Below are 17,611 nucleotides of genomic sequence, written 5' to 3' on the forward strand. Positions count from 1 at the left end.
ACGCCGCGTCCCAGGACACCGTGGCGAACCTAAACCCGCGCCTGAACCCGACGAAATCGAGTTGATTTCTCAGCCTGATTTTCTCGGGGGCGCCAACCGGATCAGCCCATGAACCCGCGCAGCCGCAAAGCCCTGGAGTTCGTCCTCGACAACCTCGTCTGGTTCATGCTGATCTTTGTGCTGGTTGTCTTTTCCGTCTTCGTCCCCAACTACTTCCAGCTCGGCATCTTCGCCAACATCATCGAGGCCTCGAGCGTTCTCGGCGTGATGTCGATCGGCCTGTCGCTGGTCATCATTGCCGGCCATATGGACCTGTCGGTGGAATCGGTAGCCGCACTCAGCGCCATGGCGGTCGGCATCCTGTTCTGCTCATCGGGCATCGGCATGGGCATACAGCTCAATCCGCAATGGCTGATGGTTCCGGTTTCGCTGCTGGTTGCGCTGGCCGTCGGCGGCCTCATCGGCGCCTTCAACGGCTATCTCGTGGTCAAGGTGAAGATGAGCGCCTTTATCATTACGCTGGCGTCCTACATCTGGGTGCGCGGCCTGGTGCTGGTGATTTCCGGCGGCCGCTCGGCACAGGATCTGGCGCCGGCCATCCGCTGGTTCGGCATCCAGCGAATGGCCGGCCTGCCGCTGACCGCCTGGATCGCCGTCGCCTGTTTCGTCCTGTTCTCGCTGCTCATGGCCAAGACGCCGTTCGGCCGCCACCTCGTAATGATCGGCGGCAATGAGACAGCGACCTTCCGCGCCGGCATCCGCGTCAACCGCAACCTGATCATCGCCTTCGTGCTGGCTGGCGCCATCGCCGGCCTCGCCGGCTGGCTGCTCGCCATCCGCACCTCGGGCGCCACCGCCAATCTCGGGACCGGGCTGTTGTTCAACGCCTTTGCCGCCGTCGTCATCGGCGGCGTCAGCCTGAAAGGCGGCGTCGGCACCTTGCCCGGGGTCTATGCCGGCGTGCTGCTGCTCTCCTCTATCAACACGGCGATCAATCTGATGGGCCTGCCGGCGAATTTCACCCAGGTGATCCACGGCCTTTTGGTGCTCGCCGCCGTGCTGCTCGACGCCTTCAAGCAAACCATTCGCCAAAGACTGGCATAGGAGACGGCTGGCATGACAGGACGGCTCGAAAGCAAGGTCGCGCTTATCGTCGGCAGCGCGCGCGGCATCGGCAAGGGCATTGCGCTGCGCTTTGCCGAGGAAGGCGCAAGGCTGGTCCTGGCCGACAGCGAGGCCGAAGCCGGCCAGGCGACCGCGGACGAGCTCGGCGCGGATTTCATTCGCACCGACATCTCGCAAATGGCCGATGCAGAAGCTGCGGTGGCGCTGGCGCTGAGCCGCCATGGCCGCCTCGACATCGTCGTGCAGAATGCCGGCATCTATCCCTGGCAGCTGATCGAAAACACCAGCCCGGACGACTGGGACCGGGTGATGGCGGTCAATCTGCGCGGCACGTTCAACGCCACGCTGGCGGCGCTGGCGCCGATGAAGGCGCAAGGTTACGGGCGCATGCTCTACACCTCGTCGATCACCGGTCCGCACGTCACCAGCCCCGGCCACGGCCACTATGCCGCCAGCAAGGCCGGCATCAACGGCTTCATCCGCTCGGCGGCGCTGGAATTTTCGGGCTACGGCATCACCGTCAACGGCGTCGAGCCCGGCAACATCCTGACCGAAGCGATCGAGCTGCATCGCGGCGCCGCCTACATCAAGAACATGGAGGATTCGATCCCGCTCGGACGCCTCGGCAGTCCGCGCGACGTCGCCAACGCCTTCCTGTTCCTCGCCTCCGACGATGCCAGCTACATCACCGGCACCACCATCGTCGTCGACGGCGGCCAGTTGCTCCCCGAAGGCAAGGATTTCCGGCTGCTGCCGCCGTGATCAGCCGGATTTCTTGTACAGCAGCAACTCAGGCCGGTACTCGAAGTGCATGGTGTCGTAGTGATACCAGCGCCCGCCCCAGATGAAGCCGTTTTTCTCGAACAATTCCACGATTTCCAGCGGAATCCGGTTCTTGAAGGGAATGTGGGCCTTCGGGTTGGTTTTGTTCCTGTTGTTGTACCAATAGTCGGAGAAGCCGACATTGATATCGAAGGCCGCTCCGAACGAGTGAACGCTCAACCGGTCGGTGCCGGCGATCGGCCGCCAGACAAAGCCGCCGCCGGGCTTGAGCCCGTAACGGCTCAGCTCCGCGGGCATCGCCTCAAGCGCAGCGGAGACCTTGCCCAGCCGGTCGTTGATGCCGAAAATCCTGGTGACCTGCACGGTCTTCTTGCCGAGCTTCGGCAACCATTTGACGTTGGCGATGTGCTTGCCCACCTCGGCGGCACTTGCCCCGTAGAGCTTCTCGAAGAAAGGTTCATTGCGGATACGGCCGGGATCGAAATCCTCCGCCGGGACCAGCGCGCCCTCGGCTGCTCTGGGATAGACGTAGCGAAACATGTCTTCGATGTCGGGGCTCTCAAGCAGCGCGTCGGCGTCGCGCGCCTTGCCGTCGTTCCACACCATGGTGGTGCCGTCGGTCCAGGTCAGGACATTGCCCGAAATGGTGAAAAGGCCGGGATAGGCCTTGAGCAAGGCTGCCTTGGCGGCGGGCTGGTCGACGCCGTCGCCCACATTCCCCGCATAGGCGAAGCGCCCAATACCAGAGATTGCCAATGCCAATAGCAGCTGTAACATCAGCCGCCGTGGATGGTCGATCATTGTGCTGCCTCCGCGAGGGCTTTCATTCATCGTGCATTTAACAAGGCAGCTGTACCATGCTGGTCGAATCGAACGGGAGACAAAATCATGTCAAAAACCTTCACTGCTTTGATCCGGATGACGTTTACATTCATTTGCCTGGTCGGCCTGGCCTCGTCAGTTTCTATCCTTTTCCCCGCCACCGCGTCGGCCCAGCGCATGCAGAAATGCGCCGATGAAGGCGGCACGTGCCGCCTGCCCTACCCCTCGGAAGTGGTCTACGGCGCGCGCGGCCAGACCACCTCCCGCTTCTTCGATCGCCGTGCCGTGCCGTGTACGAATCGCGTCTTTGGGGACCCGGCGCCCGGCCGCGACAAGGCTTGCTATATCGTGAAGCGCGGGGGCGGTAACGACTATGGCGACAATGACGACGACGGCGACAATTACGGCGATGATGATTACGGCCAGGGCCGCGGCAGATGGGTGGCCTGCGCCCGGGAGAATCAGTTCTGTGATTTCCGTGGCCGCCAAGTGGTCAGATACGGAGCGCGCGGTCGGTTCACGCAAGGCGTTTTCAGGAACGGCGTGCGCTGCGGCAACGATGCCTTTGACGAGGATCCCGCTCCCCGTGCGAAGAAGACCTGCTACATCAGGAAGTAGACTGGTGCCGGCATGAAAGGGGGGGCGGCTCTTTGAGGCCGCGCCCGGAATCCGGGATCTTGGTGGGCGATGACGGGCTCGAACCGCCGACATCTTCGGTGTAAACGAAGCGCTCTACCAACTGAGCTAATCGCCCGCTCCGGCCGGACCTTTAAGCGGTCGCAACCGGCTTCGCAAGACCAAATGAACAGCTGCGAGCTTAGCCGCATACTGGTTTTCGCGGGCAAAGTGCCGCCTGTCAAAAAACCATCTCCTGTTTGCGTTTATGCTGTCCAGCTGCGCTTGACACCCGGTGGCGAACCCCTTATCCACCGCCCCAACGACGAACACGGCTGACACGTGCTCGTCCAATGCGCGGGTGTAGCTCAGTTGGTTAGAGTGCCGGCCTGTCACGCCGGAGGTCGCGGGTTCGAGCCCCGTCACTCGCGCCATTCATTTCAAGGGGTTAGCTACCGCCCCTTGAAAAGTTTCAACTCTCATTCTCCGGAGAGTTTCAACTTTCTGTATTCGTTCCGTTCCAGGCCAAGCAGCTTTCTGCCCTTGCGGCGGCTGGCATCGGCTGAGCGGACGGCGGCCAGATTGACCGGCATATAGGTCTTCTGCAGCGCCTTGTTCCCGTCGATCGAATTGCCCATCTTGGCCGAGATTGCCTCGACCGACGCGCCTCCGGCATTCGCCTCGACCGCGCCGGAACGCCGCATGTCCATCAGCCGCCGCTTCTCCGATGTCCCGAATACCAGCGTGCGCAGATCGGCAAAGTCGTCGACCAGAGAATCCTTCGTGTAAGGCACGCCGGCGCGCGGCCGGCCGCCCTTCAGGCCCGGCGCGAAACCGCGCGAGCGAAAGATCGGCGCATCGTCAAGCAGGGTGACGCCTAGTGATTCGACATAGGCCAGCACCAGGCGCTGCGTGCGTGACGACAGCGTGCCGAAAGCCGCCTCGCCACTCTTGCTGCGTGCAATCAGAAAACCCCATTCCTGTGCTGTCTGCATTGCCTGCGCCGGTTTGAGCGTGCGCACGTCGACGGGTGAGAAGCTCGTGTCCCACGCAACGGCGATGATGCAGGCCAGTCCGCGGTAGCCGGCGCGCCAGGCGCCCTTGACCATGCGCACCGCCTCGCCTGCCGTCCAGGTCTGGTGGCGCGGTGGTGGCGTCTGGCGGCGGATCGCCTGCGATGGGTCGGAGCCGGGCGGGCATAGCTTCATGCCGGCCATGACATTATAGAGCGAACGCCACGTCTTTACGGCACGGTAGGCGATGTCGACACCTTTGACCCGCAGCAGACGGCCATACCAGTCGTCGAGCAGCTCGAGGGTGATGTCGGCTGGCGGCAGGTCGGCGAAGTACGGCTCGATGAAGGTCCAACCGCGCTCCCAATCCTCGCGGGTGCGCGGTGGCTTGCGCTTCCATGCATCCATGCGGCGATAGCGTGCAAAGGCGTCTCCGATGGAATCCTTTGGCCATACATGCAGGCGCGACGGCTCCCTGCCCTTGCGGAGTTCCTGCCAGCGGTCTTCCCACTCCCGGGCTATCGTCCAAGCCTCAGGCCCGTCGATTCCACAGGAAATGCATCTGAAGCCAGCTTCGACCATCTTCGGCGTCGGCAGCCAGTAGCCGTATTTGCCCTTACGGATGACGTAGTGCTTCAACTTGATCTTACCCAAGGGTCGCCAGCCTCGCTCTTGCAATGTCAATGCTAGACTGCGCGCCGGATCCTGATCCTGCAAGACCCGAGCGTTGATCGAGCCAGGCGTCGATCGCAACCATGTCGTAGTTGCCGGTGATTGGGCAGGCCTTGGGAAAGCCTTGATCCTGCAACTCGGGCAGCAATTCCATGAATTCCCGCAGCGTCAGGTGGAGATAACGCGCCGCCTTGATCGCCGGCACCAGCCGTGGTTGTACCGGGAAGCGGATAGATGACGGTTGTAATGTGTGGGTTTGGCTCATGGCACCAAAACTCTATCCACCGTCCATCGGGCAGCGGATGGGCGCCTTGTGGTTGGGCGGGTGTGAATCTCGCCCGTGTAAGAACCTCCGCCGTATAGCATGAGATTTTCCTACTCCATGATCTCGTTATTCCTGCATCGAGGGGGAATGAGGCTTAGAATAGCGGCCTTTCTCCCCCATGCCTATTCATCCAATCCTTAATCGCAGAATCGGCAGCCACAGAGCGAGAATACTAGTAATCGGCGGCTTCGAAGCCGCTACGCCCGGCCAACCCAGCATCGCCATGACAGCGTCTGGCTTGTGGGTAGTCAGAATCGCACCCTGTGCTCTGGCGAAATCACCAGCCTTGAAACGGCACCCTCGTTTGGGGCGGCGGCCCGGCGTCTCGCCTGCGGCGTCGCCATGCTGACGCTCCTTCGGCGCCGGTTAGCTGATTTCACGGTCACGAACTTGCTTCGGCAACGAAATCGATTTCTTCCCGACTACGACGACTGACATGGAGATGCGCAGTTAGCGAGCATGAATGGTCTCTGCGAATTCCTCGGTCTCGATGAGCCAACGGCATGCGCGTCAGCATCGGCCCGGCATGGTCAGGATCGATCCAAGGTTCCCTTGCCATATCCGTCCAGTGGCCATCTCACGTCGTAACGGTCAGATCCTTGGCATGCCTTTTGGTCGCAGTGTTCGCCTCTGCCGGCAATGCGGAAGAGAGCGTTGGGAGCCCGGTAACCGCGACAGCCGCGGCGCTCGACGATCTCAAAGACGAAACCTTCGCTGTAAGTTGTAGAGCTGGAGCACGCTCTACACCGTGGATGGGGCAGCCGCGCTCGCTCCGAGACCATTAGGTCGAAATAGTCGTCGGCCTGTGGCTGAGACCCGATCGCGCTGTTTTACCGGTCGGGATCGGGACAATTGAGAGGCGAAAGCTGTGACAATGGAAAGCCCGCCACCGTGAGCCAGACCAGAAAACTCGTATTTTAGCACCGACGAAACAAAGCTCGCTATTCTGCGTTGAGGCTCGTCGAACAACGGAGCTTCACGAATGGATCCGGCAACTGCAGCTGTGATGATTTTGCTTTCTTGCAGTCCCGCCCAGGGAGTCTGCAAGCCACTCGATACATCACCGTCCATGTTCGGATCCCTTGACACATGCCAGTTGGCGTTATCCGTGAGGCTCGAGGGCGCTCCCAACGGGGAGATCGTGGGGCGATGCAGTTCGATCGATCCCTCCGCTACAGGTTCCGTTCCAGCCGGGTATAGCACGATTGTCGTCACGCGGGGCACAGGGGCGGGTGCGGTGAGCAGTCGCTACATCGTGCCACACAAAAACTGAAGCCAGCCACCGTCAGGCAGCCGGCTATTCATTCTCGACCGGACAATTAGAGGCCTTGCCCTCCCTCTATGAAGCCATACTCGGCATCGGCGGCTTCGCGCTCGTCGTCCGCTTCGCCATGGTCGTCGCCTTCCCTGTCATCGGTCCCGGTGACTTCGATGCCACCGGCCAGACAGGGTTCGAGATCCGGGTCGGGCTCTACGAAGTCGAGCAGCTACATCAGGCGTTCTTCATCTTCGATCGAGCGACGGACCGCCATGTCCGAAAGGCAGAGGTTCGTGGCTGGATAGCGAAGAATCGCACACGGCTTTCCTTCATTTGCATGGTCCGCAGAGATTAGCATTATCGCCTACTCTCATCTCGTCCGGCGTCGCTCCCTCAAAGCAGCGCCGGTAAGGCTCGGCGCCCTTCTTGGTTTCTCCCCGTATGTCAAAAGGAGGTCGCCGGGCCTTACCAGGCCCCGCTGCTCATCGCTTGCGGGGTGTCCTGATGGCTGAGCTTGGCCCCGTGGCCTAACGGCCAGAACCAAACGTTCCGAAAAGCCTTCCTAGGCTGGGCGGCAGCCGAAGGGCTGCACAAGAGGGATCGTCAGACCGCTCCTGGCGCACCACAGCGACACCACCAAGCTGTAAGTCAGGTCCATCGGCCCTGCTGATGAGTGCCCTTGGACAGATGGATTGCGTTTGCCACGAAAAAGGAATCGTACCGGCCCGTTCTCAGCACGTCAGCCGGAACGGGCCATGGGCAGAAGCAGCCGACTAGCTAAAATCGCAAGACGATCGAAGGACCACGTCGGCGATAGCACCGGACCCGACGGCGCCCGTGTCGCCAGTAACTACGGCAGACTCTTCTCCAGCCCCGCCGGCGGCGGCGGCGCCGGTGGTAGTAATCTGGGTCGTAGTCTGGGTCGTAATCTTGGTCGTAGTAGCGCCGATGGTTGACCGGCTCCACTTCCGCGTGAGTACCTTCGTTGTCGAAGGCGTCTGGCGCGTCGAGTTCTTCGAGAATGCCGCTTTTGGCCGCTGGAACACCGGCCAATGCGTTGATAGGCCGGACCGCGCTTGCAAAGGCTGCTGCCCCTGCAACGCCAAATATCGCTGTCAAAAAGGATCGCCGATCCATAGTAAACCTCCCAAGTTACATGAGCTGAACGAAGCGCCCCGCCTGCTGAAGGAGCAGGCCCAGCGCACGGTAAAATAGAGGATTCGCCAGCCGCTCAAGCAACTCGCGAATCCTATCAGCGCAGGAAGGGACCTGGCTGCGCCGATCCAAGACATGTCAGCTAAGGACGACCGCCATTACCAGAAAGGTAACGGCTGTTGCAAAAATCGGTGCGAGCAACCATCGCGCCTGGCCAACACTTTGATCCATTTGTTCTCTCCCGTTGTGGAGAACCAACAACCTGAAGCCCTAATCCGTTCCGCCTAGTCCAAAGGTAAGACCATTGCGTTGTACGGTCGGACTTTAGACCAATCGGATTAGACAAAGGTGCGTAGGCGGGAACGTTTACCCCGGTTCAAAGTTGGTTGCCGGGCAGTGCGGGACGATGATCGTCGTGTGCCGGTCCTTGCAGGAGAGAAGATATGAAGATGCACTTCGTGAACACCGCCGCAGCCATGTTGCTCTTGGCGGGGATCGGCTCCGCCGCCGCTGACGACATTATCATCCAGCCGGAACAGGACACGGTCATCCGTGAGTATGTCAAGAAGCAGCCCTTGGCTTCGGTGAACCTTCCCGGCGTGGAATTGAACGTCGGGACAGCTCTGCCGGAAACTGTTGAGATCCACGAGGTCCCGAACGTCAAATACCGTTACGTGGTGGTCGACAACCGCACGGTCCTGGTCGATCCGGGCACCCGCAAGATCGTGAAAGTTTACGACTGAGATTTCGAACGAACCCACGCTCGCCACCCTTGGGTGGCGAGTGTGTGCATTCAAACGATACTCAGCCGGACAAATTCAAATTGCCACTCAGCCGGACAATGAACATGACGAACCCTGAACTCGAGAGGACGCAAGCCCTGGCTGCCCGCTTGGCTGATCTCCAAGCAAGAATGCAGGCAGCACGTCTTGTTGGAGCCGAGGTAACAACCGTCCGAAAGGTTGCAGCCACAATCGATGACGGCTTGCGACAGGCCGGCCTCACACCGTTAGAAATCGCAGAAGGTCAAGAGGAACAGTTTAGCGTTACTAAATGTTCGACTGGCTATGGACAGCCGAACCTTCCTCTCAGCAGATCAAGTCAGAGCAGCACGAGCCCTACTGAACTGGCCGCGTGTGCGACTTGCCGCCAAGGCCAATCTTAGCGAAATGGTGATCAGCGATCTTGAGAACGGATTCAGGAAGCCGCGTCCCCACAACATCGCCGCCATCCGCAAAGCGTTTGAGGATGCCGGAATCGTTTTCACCGTCCAAGGCACTCCATCGCTAGCCCGCTCAGAAGGTGATAGCGGCCTAGCCGCCGATAATAGACGGTGGCGGGGCCGGGAGAAAAAAGGATAGCGGGGAAAAGCCCGTGTACCCACTGCACCCGATCTCTAAAGCGGCCGCTAACAAGGGCGGTTGTTCACTGACTTTGTGCTGGCGCTCACCTTTCTAAGGTGCCGCTCGAATATGGCCAGCTTCTCTTGGTAGCCGATCCGCACTCTGGACCTGCAACTATCGCATTTGAAACCGGCAATCGTTTCAGCCAGGATCCCCTTCTCACCATAGCGCGTGAACAGGAGGGGCATTGGAATTCTAAAGGTACGTCGCGAAGTTCATTTGATAGAGGCGCTGTGCATGTTCTCCTCAGCGGCACGGCCACTGCAACAAAGTAGAAGGAGAAATGTTTCCGGCTTCGGCCATTTACGCGGAGCAATCAGACCTAAGTCCAAATGCTGAAGGGGGCAGGCAAGCTGTTCCTTGCCCTTCGATCCGGATCGTCTCCGTGGCCTCACCATACTCGGCCGTAGCTCAAAGGCTCGTATCACCGGCCAGAACGCGCAGTTCATCCAGTGGAATGGGCCAGGACCGGCAAAGCCTCGCGACCGAACTTCTCGAGATTAGACGGATCCGTTGGCCTTCCGCAGAGGCCATGGCATAAGATTCGAGCTCGATCAGCTGTCTTCCTTGCCCTTCTCTATAACGCGGACCAGCCATTCTCAGCAGGCTTCGGCCACTCCACACTGTCTGAGTGTGTGTTCTGAACTGTGCCGCCCATCGCAGTTCCCTCCACCTCCAATAGGCTAATTACGGATTATAAGACCTGGGGAATCGATCTCTCAAGGTGGAATCCGCATTAGCGCTGGATGTTGCATCGCGGCGCGGAGGGGTTTTATTAGCTCCCCCTCATCTTGACGCTGGCGCCGGCTGCTCCAAAGTCTTGGGCATGGCTCGGGGAACTATCAAAGTTGGCGACGAGGTCGCAGTCACGGCGATTGTGCGCGGCCGCGTGACGCCCGATCGCATAAGCGTGACGATCCCCTCCTACGACTTCCCGCATTCTGTTGTCGATTCGACTTCGAAGGCTGTAATTGGCCAGCATATGGAATTGATCGGCCCTGTCACACGCATCGACGGGGACAAGGTAACCGTCAGCCTCCGGCCATTGGTGACTGTCGACGCCGAGCACGTGCGCCTGGTCGAAAGACATGTGGCGCTTCCACGCGGGCGAAAAAAGTCGCTGGTTGACAAGGCTTAAACTTCGTTGCCGACCCCAGGAACAGCCCACTGAAACTTTCTCCTTCACATCGGCTCTGGTCGCCTCCCGCTAGCTGCCGGCGCGTTGCGATATCGGCACAGTAGACGGGTTGGCATTTCCGAACTTTCCGCCATGTCGTCGCGATGACGTTGGCGAAGGCGCTTCAGCAGATCGCGTGAGGCTTGGATCGCCCTGCGCGATTGATCCATGTTCTGGCGAAATGTGGCGCGTTCCTCCATGGACTTCTGCCACTTCAGCAAGGTGGCCGTAGTCGCAGTAGCGGCTTGGGCGATTTCTATGGGCGTTGCAACCATCGCATTCTCCCTAAAAAGGCAATGGTAAACGCAATCTTTATAGGCCCAACCAAACCCTTCTCCAATTAAAAACGACCATACGGCATACGGCAAAATGGCTATTCGTCGGGGCGCTCGACGGCAGCTTCGTCGACCTCGGCTTCCATGTCTCGTCGTTGACGGTCTTGGTCTTGCCAAAACCGTCCATCGCCACACCGTCAAAGCCCTGCAGCCACGCGTCGGCATGTTCCTGCCAGTAAGCTGGCACCTCACGCTCCTTGCCATCCTTGCGCGCTTAGGCGCCGTACATCCAGGCGTAGGTGGCGCGTTCCTGATCTTTCTTAGGCATGGCCATTTGCATCATCCTCCCGGAATCCAGCAGCCTTGCGTGCCGCAGCTTCTCTTCGCCTTTTCCTAAGAAAGGAGAGGGTCTGTGGACAGCTGTGGCTCTATCCGGCTGTAAGTTGCCAGACCGCTACGCTGGCGAGGGCAAGGCCCGCTGCGCCTTCGATTGCTCGCGATATGGTATCGAACAGCCGTGGCCTGCTGTCGAAAAAATGCACCAGGCGCTCCCGAAACAAGATCGACAGTACCGCCACGCTGGACAGCGTTAGGGCCACGCCCACCATCATGGTGATTGCGAACAGAATTCCAGCTCCCGGCACCCCTCTGGAAATCGCGAAGGTCATGACAAAAAGGGTCAGCGGGCACGGAATCAAACCGGCCATGACTCCAACGGCCTCGCCCTCATGCTTGTGATGGTGGCCGTGGCTCACCGAACGCCAAAGCATCCAGACGCCGATCAGCCCGAGCAGACCGCGACTCACACCCTCAAGCAGTGGTGCGCGTCCAACGCTGCCCAATGCAATCGAGACGAGCGGCAGGGAGAATACGGCGATCAGCACCGCTGTCGCCACGTGAGTGAAGGACAGCGTAATCGACACCAGGAGGCCGCGCGAAACCTTCGCATCCGAACCTGCAAGGTAAGTCGCCAAGACAGCCTTACTGTGGCCGGGCGTCAGAGCATGTGCCGCACCGAACAGGAGGCCCATCGGCAGAAAGGCAAGGAACGCAAGCCAATCACCGCCAACTGACAGCAGCTTTATCTGATCTGCGAGCGCCAGGTATATGGAGCGCTGAAATTCGACAAGCGCCTGGAACATCAGCCGAGACCGGCAAAAGCGAGTGGTTTCCGGCAGTTGTCAGTGCTGGTGGCCGTGATGTTCGCCCTGATCATGAGAGTGCGGATGCTCGTGCTCACCTTGGTCGGTCGAAAACCGGATGTTGGCAGCTGCGAGCGCCGGCATGTGTTCGAACAGTTCGTTCTCCAGCGCCGCCGTGATCTTGTTTGCCTCTGAGAGAGGCAAGGTTCCGTCGGCTGCAATAGCGATGTCGGCATGCAACTTGTGGCCAATCCAGCGGGCCTTGGCGTCGACAACGCGAGCACCCTGCACATGCGCAGCGGCATGCTGAATTTCGGCCATCACGCCCGGCTCGACGCCGTCGAGCATGCGGGTGAGCACTGAGCGCGCCGATTGCCAGACGATACCGAATATAGCGACCGTGATGAGAAGCCCGATGATCGGGTCGGCCAGTGGAAATCCGAGCCAGACGCCCATGGCGCCGATGACCACTGCAAGGCTGGTAAGCCCGTCGGTGCGGGCATGGTAGCCGTCGGCGACGAGCGCCGCACTGTTGATTTCCCTGCCGATACGGATGCGAAACACCGCGACGGCCTCATTCCCGAGGAAGCCGACAATGCCCGCCGCGGTCAGCCAACCGAGATGAGTCACTGCCTGCGGACTGACCAGGCGCTCGATAGCCTGGTACCCGGCGACGATGGCGCTGAACAGAATGATCAGCACGATAATGATACCGGCCAGATCCTCTACCCTGCCAAGGCCGTAGCTGAAGGTCCGTGACGGCTTGCGTCGTGCCAGCATGAATGCGATCCAGAGCGGAATGGCGGTTGTGGTGTCGCCTATGTTGTGGATCGTATCGGCCAACAGCGCCACGCTGCGTGACACCAACACCACGGCCATCTGCAATGCCGCCGTCATGGCCAAGATGACGAACGACCATTTGACGGCCCAGATGCCGCGGTCAGTGGTTGCAATCGTTGCGTCGATGACCCCGTGCGTATGGCCGTGCGAGCCATCGTCATGAGCATGCGCGTCATGATCATGTGACCCGAAGCCGAACCAATCCAAGACGCGTGCGCCGATACTGGTCATAGGTATTTCGCCAGTTGCTTGAGCTCTGCCAGCGAGTTGCCTCCCGCTTCCGTGTCGATCAGACAATGTTCGATATGATCGTGGATCAGTTCTCGCTTTGCGCTGCTGATGGCGCTCTCCACTGCATGGAGTTGCTGCGCCAGGTCCAGGCAGGATCGCTGCGCCTCGAACATGCCAAGCACGGATGCAAGATGCCCCTGTGCGCGCTTTAAGCGCTTCACGATAGCCGGATGAGAACTATGGATGCCTTCGGACATGCCCACCGGTATCCCCCCAGGGAGGATGCGTCAAGTATGATGTGAGGGCAGATCGGCTCTTGATCAGCCACCCCGCAGAGCGTGTATCCATGGCGCTGAATGGTTCCGGAAATTGGAATCTGGGCTTGAAAGGGCTTGCCCCTGTGCAATACAGGAACCAGCCATTAAACCTACCAACTCAATGAACCGTCCAACTTCGATGGGGTCAGTTCACGACCGGGCCTTTCTTTGCGTGGTGAAACTGAAGAAGCCCGTCGGTCGGATCAGCGGGCTTTGTGATGGATGGCCCGCGCCGGCTTCCGAGGCTGCGCGGGCCGACCATGACGAGTGAGGGACGCATCTTGGTCACCGGCCGGACCGCTGAAGAACGAGCCGGGTGTGACCGAACTGCCTTGGAGCGGGAATGTTCCCGGCTGACGCAAAAAGCCCGCCAGCATGAGCCGGCGGGCAATCGATCTGGAGTAGCTGGACTCATCCAGCATAGTTCAACGACGGCGGAAGGTTCGGTAGCAACCCGCGCTCGTCGCTCCCCAAGGATCCAGGGAGCGGCGAGTTGGTGCCCTGCGAGCGCGACACAGAAACTTCGCCGCGCCATGAAAGGACGGCGTGGAGCGCGCAAGCTCTGCAACAAGCTGCCGGCGCTCTGGGAGGTCTGTCCGCTTTTCGGATTGCCAGTGCCAGTCCAGACCAGCACCCTGCCTGGTGAGCGTAATCCCGCAATTGCCTGCGCTTAAGGCGGCGTAGGGCCGCCCATTGGGCGAGACTGGACTTCTAGACTGGAAGCCACCAATTCCTGCACCGCTTCGGGAACGGCCAACGGCACCATCTGCGCCGGATAGGGGCCGTCGATCCAGCCGTTCGCGGAGCGCTCGCTATCAGTTTGGCCGTTCAGGCTAGCCATTCGCGCCACTTCGCAGAAAGCCTCCCGGTTGGGCCTTATGCGGCACGTCCCAACCGAAATAAACCATGGCCGGCTAGGACGACGTCTGGAGAAACTGTTGCTCTCTCGTCGGCGTCTTCGAAAACGCTGTGATTATCGCCTCGAGCGATACATTCAAGGCGTTGGAAAAGGTCCTTCCCCTCTGCCAAATCGCCACGTAGTGATAGAGCGCGGACGGTTCCACTGGCCTTACTCCCAGCTGAAACGCCGCGTACTCACGTGCGATGATCTCGTTTGTGATCGAAATGCCCAGGCCAGCCGAAACGTATCCGGCTTCGTGACCGTTGCAATCGAATTCCACCAGTATGTCCGGCTCAACGCCGGCGAAGCGCAAGGCATTGAAGTTCATCTGGTGGGCGGCAAACTGGGGATCGATATCGACGATCGTTTCGCCTGCCAGGTCTTGCGCCTCGATACAGGTCTGTTTTGAAAAGCGGTGGTCGGGATGAAAAATGCATACGTTTCGTGCCGACCCAAGCGGCGCCCATTCAAACAAGCCTGGATCCAGAGGCAGTCTCGAAATTCCAAGATCGGCGCGGCCGGCCAGGATGTGTTCGCCGATCTGCTCGTAGCTTCCAGAAATCGACCGGACATTCGAAGCGGTCTTTGAGCGGATAATCGCCACGACCTTGGGCAAGGTCACGAAACCGAAAACAGAGGGCGCGGCAATCGCAATCCGCTGCTTTTCCTCGTTCTTCATAGCGAAGATCGACGCGTCCAGGCGATCCAGCGACGTCAGGGCCAGTTCTACGTTTCGCAGGAGTTCCCAGGCTTCCTGCAAGGGGACGATGCGGTTGGCTGATCTCTTGAAGAGTGTGATGCCGAGCGTGGTCTCAAGCTGCTTCACATGTTGACTGACGGCCGGCTGGCTTATCCCGAGCGCAGCCGCCGCCCGCCTAGTCGAACCGGCCCGCAACACTTCCCGGAAGACCTTCAGCTGACGGAGCTTGAGGTCGCTCTGCAACAACTCCATTCCCTGCGCGCCTTTCCCTGATAACCACCCGGCGGCAGACAACGCCAACCTGGGGAGCAACGAACTGCCTCAGTATATAACGACGCGTTATAGATAAAATAATAAAAGTTATAGATTGAGTGTGTAATTTTAAGCGTTAGAATTGGCCAGTATCTCAAATTAACTGCACATTAGAAATATAACAACTCGCAACCTTGGGTTATATGGCTTGGTCTCGGCAATAAAGACCGGCGTATCCTGCGGCAATTGCGAGCCGAGGAAAGCGCCCCATGGGTGGTTTTACTACTCAGTTTGTTGTCGCACTTACCGTGACCATAAGCCTGGCTCTTGTCAGCGGCTGCCTGGGTACGGCATTCGGGCTGTTTTTGGCGATTTCGAAGGGCACGGCAAAGCCGCGCCTCAACGCGGTCGTGGCCGCCTACACCACAGTCGTCCGTGGTGTACCAGAACTTCTCGTTATCCTGCTCATCTACTTCGGCGGAACCACGCTCGCCAGCAAGATCGCCGGCCGGTATGTCGAGGTGAACGCATTCACCGCAGGGGTTATCGCGCTCTCGGTCATTTTCAGCGGTTATGCGACCGAAGTGTTTCGCGGCGCGATTGCGGCAGTGCCAGCGGGCCAAACCGAAGCGGCAAAGTCGCTTGGGCTGAACGCCTGGCAGCGCTGGATGTTCGTCATCGGTCCGCAGATGCTGCGGCTGGCGCTGCCTGCCTATGGCAATCTCTGGATTTCGCTCTTCAAGGATACCGCACTGGTTTCGATCGTCGGCCTGACCGACATCATGCGCGTTGCGTATGTGGGGGCCGGATCCTTGCGCGCACCATTGACCTTCTACCTTGCGGCCTCCGCTCTCTATCTGTCGCTGACCACCGTCACGTTGCTGTCGATCCGGCTGACTGAGCGGCGCTATCCGGCTCTCGGCCGGTAGGAGGGAAGGCCCATGAACCTCGGCTTGATATTTGACGCACTGGTTGTCTTGCCCTCGGGCATCGGTCTTACATTGATCCTGACGGTGTTGTCGCTGACGGCCGGATTTCTTCTGTCCGTGCCGCTGGCCTTCATGCGCGCTTTCGGACGCCCCGGCCTCTCGCTCGCAGTGCTCTCATACACCTATGTGATCCGCGGAACGCCGATGCTTGTTCAGCTCTTCCTGCTCTATTACGGCCTCGCTCAGATCGAGGCGGTGCGGGCCAGCATCTTCTGGGTGATCCTGCGCGACCCCTTTTGGTGCGCCCTTCTGACATTTTCGCTGAACAGCGCGGCACACACCACCGAAATCCTGTGCCGTGGTCTCCAGTCCGTGCCTAAGGGTGTCACCGAGGCGGCCACGTCTCTGGGCTTGAAACGCTTCCAGATCGCTCGCCTGGTCACCTTCCCGATCGCTTTCAGGATATCGCTCCCGGCCTACGGCAACGAGATCGTCGGGATGATCAAGGGCTCGTCCCTGGCCAGCACCGTGACGCTTCTCGAGATCACCGGGATGGCGAGACAGATGGTGTCGACCACGTTCGCGCCGTACGAGATCTTCGTCGTCGCCGGAGCGATCTACCTATCGCTCACCTCGATCGCGGTGAAAGCGATCCAGTTGCTGGAGCGATGGCTCTCGGGCGACGGCCATCCGGTGCGTCGACGAAAGGCGCGATTGCGCCCCGCCCTACCTGATCCAGAGATCACGACGCCCCTGCCCTGACGCCGCAGGTTCTGGGCTCCCTCCATCACAAACCAAAGAAGAGGTGCATCATGCGCATACCCCTGGCTATTGCTGTTTCTGTCGCATCCCTGATGTCGGCATTCCCCGCTGGCGCCGAAAGCGCGCGCGTCATATCGATCGCCTCCGAAGGCGCCTCGCCTCCCTGGGACAGCACCGACGCGAACGGTCAACTCTATGGCTACGATATCGATGTCGGACTGGAACTGTGCCGTCGCATCGAGATCAAATGTACCTTCGTCCCGCAGGATTGGGACGGGATCATCCCGGCACTGCTTGTCGGCAAGTTCGACGTCATCATGTCCGGCATGGCGATCACGGAAAAACGCAAGCAGTCGATCGCGTTCTCGATCCCCTACGCCACCGGCTTCAACCAGTTCGTTGTGCGCAAGGACCTGGGCCTCGACGCCGGCGACATCAAGCAGAAGGTCAACCTTTCGACCATCGGCGACAAGGAAAAGGCGACCATCGAGCGCCTCAGATCGACACTCGCCGGCAGGGCGATCGGGGCCCTGCGCTCGTCGAATTCGGAAGCAGTGGTGAAGGAAATGCTGGGCGATGTCGTGACCATCCGCAGTTATGACAGCCAGGACAACATGAAGCTCGATCTTGCTGCAGGTCGCATCGACGGCGGTCTGGCCGACTATTTCACGTGGCGAGATTTTCTGGAGACGCCTTCCGGCTCGGATGTGGTGTTTTTCGGCCCTGAACTGAATGGCGGGCTCTGGGGGCCGGGCGTCGGCGCAGGTCTGCGCAAAGACGATACGGAGTTGCTCGCCAGGTTCAACGCGGCCATCGACGCGGCCACCAAGGATGGGACGATCAAGGCGCTGAGCCTGAAATGGTTCAAAAGCGATATCTCGCCTGCAGTCGCGCAATAGGCAGCAACCGACTTC

The 17,611-nt window shown here is 59.9% G+C and carries 18 protein-coding genes and 2 tRNA genes; 12 read left to right on the forward strand and 8 right to left on the reverse strand.

Features of this window, described 5'->3' with window-relative positions; genetic code table 11:
- Nucleotides 1-108 precede the first annotated feature (108 nt).
- The gene (locus NKJ64_RS09050; RefSeq protein ID WP_023706422.1) at nt 109-1,104 is read left to right on the forward strand and encodes an ABC transporter permease; all 996 of its coding nucleotides are present in this window, start codon (nt 109-111) and stop codon (nt 1,102-1,104) included.
- Nucleotides 1,105-1,116: 12 nt separating this feature from the next.
- Nucleotides 1,117-1,887, forward strand: coding sequence for an SDR family oxidoreductase (locus tag NKJ64_RS09055; protein ID WP_352462398.1), 771 nt, complete (start codon nt 1,117-1,119; stop codon nt 1,885-1,887).
- Here NKJ64_RS09055 and NKJ64_RS09060 read toward each other — a convergent pair whose 3' ends face one another.
- Complete coding sequence (locus NKJ64_RS09060) at nt 1,888-2,709, reverse strand: M15 family metallopeptidase (protein WP_023825134.1); 822 nt, start codon at nt 2,707-2,709, stop codon at nt 1,888-1,890.
- 87 nt (nt 2,710-2,796) lie between these two features.
- Between NKJ64_RS09060 and NKJ64_RS09065 the strand changes: the two genes are divergently transcribed.
- Nucleotides 2,797-3,348 (forward strand): hypothetical protein, encoded by a 552-nt coding sequence (locus NKJ64_RS09065; protein ID WP_352462399.1) that lies wholly within the window; start codon nt 2,797-2,799, stop codon nt 3,346-3,348.
- A gap of 60 nt (nt 3,349-3,408) precedes the next feature.
- On the opposite strand, the gene NKJ64_RS09070 is transcribed toward NKJ64_RS09065, so the two are convergent.
- Nucleotides 3,409-3,484, reverse strand: a tRNA-Val gene (locus NKJ64_RS09070).
- 218 nt (nt 3,485-3,702) lie between these two features.
- Here NKJ64_RS09070 and NKJ64_RS09075 point away from each other — a divergent pair.
- A tRNA-Asp gene (locus tag NKJ64_RS09075) sits at nt 3,703-3,779 on the forward strand.
- A 45-nt stretch (nt 3,780-3,824) separates the two neighbouring features.
- On the opposite strand, the gene NKJ64_RS09080 is transcribed toward NKJ64_RS09075, so the two are convergent.
- Nucleotides 3,825-5,012 carry a site-specific integrase gene (locus NKJ64_RS09080; protein ID WP_050589311.1) on the reverse strand — a complete coding sequence of 396 codons (1,188 nt, stop codon included), beginning with the start codon at nt 5,010-5,012 and terminating at the stop codon, nt 3,825-3,827.
- Nucleotides 5,005-5,295 carry a hypothetical protein gene (locus tag NKJ64_RS09085; protein ID WP_023731498.1) on the reverse strand — a complete coding sequence of 97 codons (291 nt, stop codon included), beginning with the start codon at nt 5,293-5,295 and terminating at the stop codon, nt 5,005-5,007. The genes NKJ64_RS09080 and NKJ64_RS09085 overlap by 8 nt, the downstream gene beginning before the upstream one ends.
- Nucleotides 5,296-6,683: 1,388 nt before the next feature.
- On the opposite strand from NKJ64_RS09085, the gene NKJ64_RS09090 reads away from it, so the two are divergent.
- The 5 genes from NKJ64_RS09090 to NKJ64_RS09110 all read left to right on the forward strand — a co-directional run bounded on the left by NKJ64_RS09090 (nt 6,684) and on the right by NKJ64_RS09110 (nt 10,309).
- The gene (locus NKJ64_RS09090; protein WP_023684836.1) at nt 6,684-6,968 is read left to right on the forward strand and encodes a hypothetical protein; all 285 of its coding nucleotides are present in this window, start codon (nt 6,684-6,686) and stop codon (nt 6,966-6,968) included.
- 575 nt (nt 6,969-7,543) lie between these two features.
- Nucleotides 7,544-7,828 carry a hypothetical protein gene (locus tag NKJ64_RS09095; RefSeq protein WP_352462400.1) on the forward strand — a complete coding sequence of 95 codons (285 nt, stop codon included), beginning with the start codon at nt 7,544-7,546 and terminating at the stop codon, nt 7,826-7,828.
- Nucleotides 7,829-8,211: 383 nt separating this feature from the next.
- Nucleotides 8,212-8,511, forward strand: coding sequence for a DUF1236 domain-containing protein (locus NKJ64_RS09100; RefSeq protein WP_023669226.1), 300 nt, complete (start codon nt 8,212-8,214; stop codon nt 8,509-8,511).
- Between the two features lie 324 nt (nt 8,512-8,835).
- On the forward strand, nt 8,836-9,129 hold the full coding sequence (locus NKJ64_RS09105; RefSeq protein WP_081726963.1) for a helix-turn-helix domain-containing protein: 294 nt from the start codon (nt 8,836-8,838) through the stop codon (nt 9,127-9,129).
- Between the two features lie 868 nt (nt 9,130-9,997).
- Nucleotides 9,998-10,309 carry a hypothetical protein gene (locus NKJ64_RS09110; RefSeq protein ID WP_023731497.1) on the forward strand — a complete coding sequence of 104 codons (312 nt, stop codon included), beginning with the start codon at nt 9,998-10,000 and terminating at the stop codon, nt 10,307-10,309.
- Nucleotides 10,310-11,051: 742 nt separating this feature from the next.
- On the opposite strand, the gene NKJ64_RS09115 is transcribed toward NKJ64_RS09110, so the two are convergent.
- The 4 genes from NKJ64_RS09115 to NKJ64_RS09130 all read right to left on the reverse strand — a co-directional run bounded on the left by NKJ64_RS09115 (nt 11,052) and on the right by NKJ64_RS09130 (nt 15,006).
- Entirely contained in the window at nt 11,052-11,765 is a 714-nt protein-coding gene (locus tag NKJ64_RS09115; RefSeq protein WP_023684830.1) for a HoxN/HupN/NixA family nickel/cobalt transporter, read from the reverse strand.
- Nucleotides 11,766-11,804: 39 nt separating this feature from the next.
- Complete coding sequence (locus NKJ64_RS09120) at nt 11,805-12,836, reverse strand: cation diffusion facilitator family transporter (RefSeq protein WP_023684829.1); 1,032 nt, start codon at nt 12,834-12,836, stop codon at nt 11,805-11,807.
- Nucleotides 12,833-13,093, reverse strand: coding sequence for a metal-sensing transcriptional repressor (locus tag NKJ64_RS09125; protein WP_023684828.1), 261 nt, complete (start codon nt 13,091-13,093; stop codon nt 12,833-12,835). Before NKJ64_RS09125 ends, NKJ64_RS09120 begins: the two co-directional genes overlap by 4 nt.
- A 974-nt stretch (nt 13,094-14,067) precedes the next feature.
- The gene (locus NKJ64_RS09130; RefSeq protein WP_352462401.1) at nt 14,068-15,006 is read right to left on the reverse strand and encodes a LysR family transcriptional regulator; all 939 of its coding nucleotides are present in this window, start codon (nt 15,004-15,006) and stop codon (nt 14,068-14,070) included.
- A gap of 269 nt (nt 15,007-15,275) precedes the next feature.
- Between NKJ64_RS09130 and NKJ64_RS09135 the strand changes: the two genes are divergently transcribed.
- Genes NKJ64_RS09135 through NKJ64_RS09145 form a run of 3 tightly spaced genes read left to right on the forward strand, consistent with a single transcriptional unit; the run spans nt 15,276 to nt 17,596 of the window.
- Nucleotides 15,276-15,935, forward strand: coding sequence for an ABC transporter permease (locus tag NKJ64_RS09135; protein ID WP_023683618.1), 660 nt, complete (start codon nt 15,276-15,278; stop codon nt 15,933-15,935).
- Between the two features lie 12 nt (nt 15,936-15,947).
- Entirely contained in the window at nt 15,948-16,697 is a 750-nt protein-coding gene (locus NKJ64_RS09140; RefSeq protein WP_023731781.1) for an ABC transporter permease, read from the forward strand.
- Between the two features lie 50 nt (nt 16,698-16,747).
- Entirely contained in the window at nt 16,748-17,596 is an 849-nt protein-coding gene (locus NKJ64_RS09145; protein WP_023829978.1) for a transporter substrate-binding domain-containing protein, read from the forward strand.
- Nucleotides 17,597-17,611: the final 15 nt, after the last annotated feature.

It is taken from the genome of Mesorhizobium sp. M0062 (assembly GCF_040323125.1).
Taxonomy (GTDB): domain Bacteria; phylum Pseudomonadota; class Alphaproteobacteria; order Rhizobiales; family Rhizobiaceae; genus Mesorhizobium.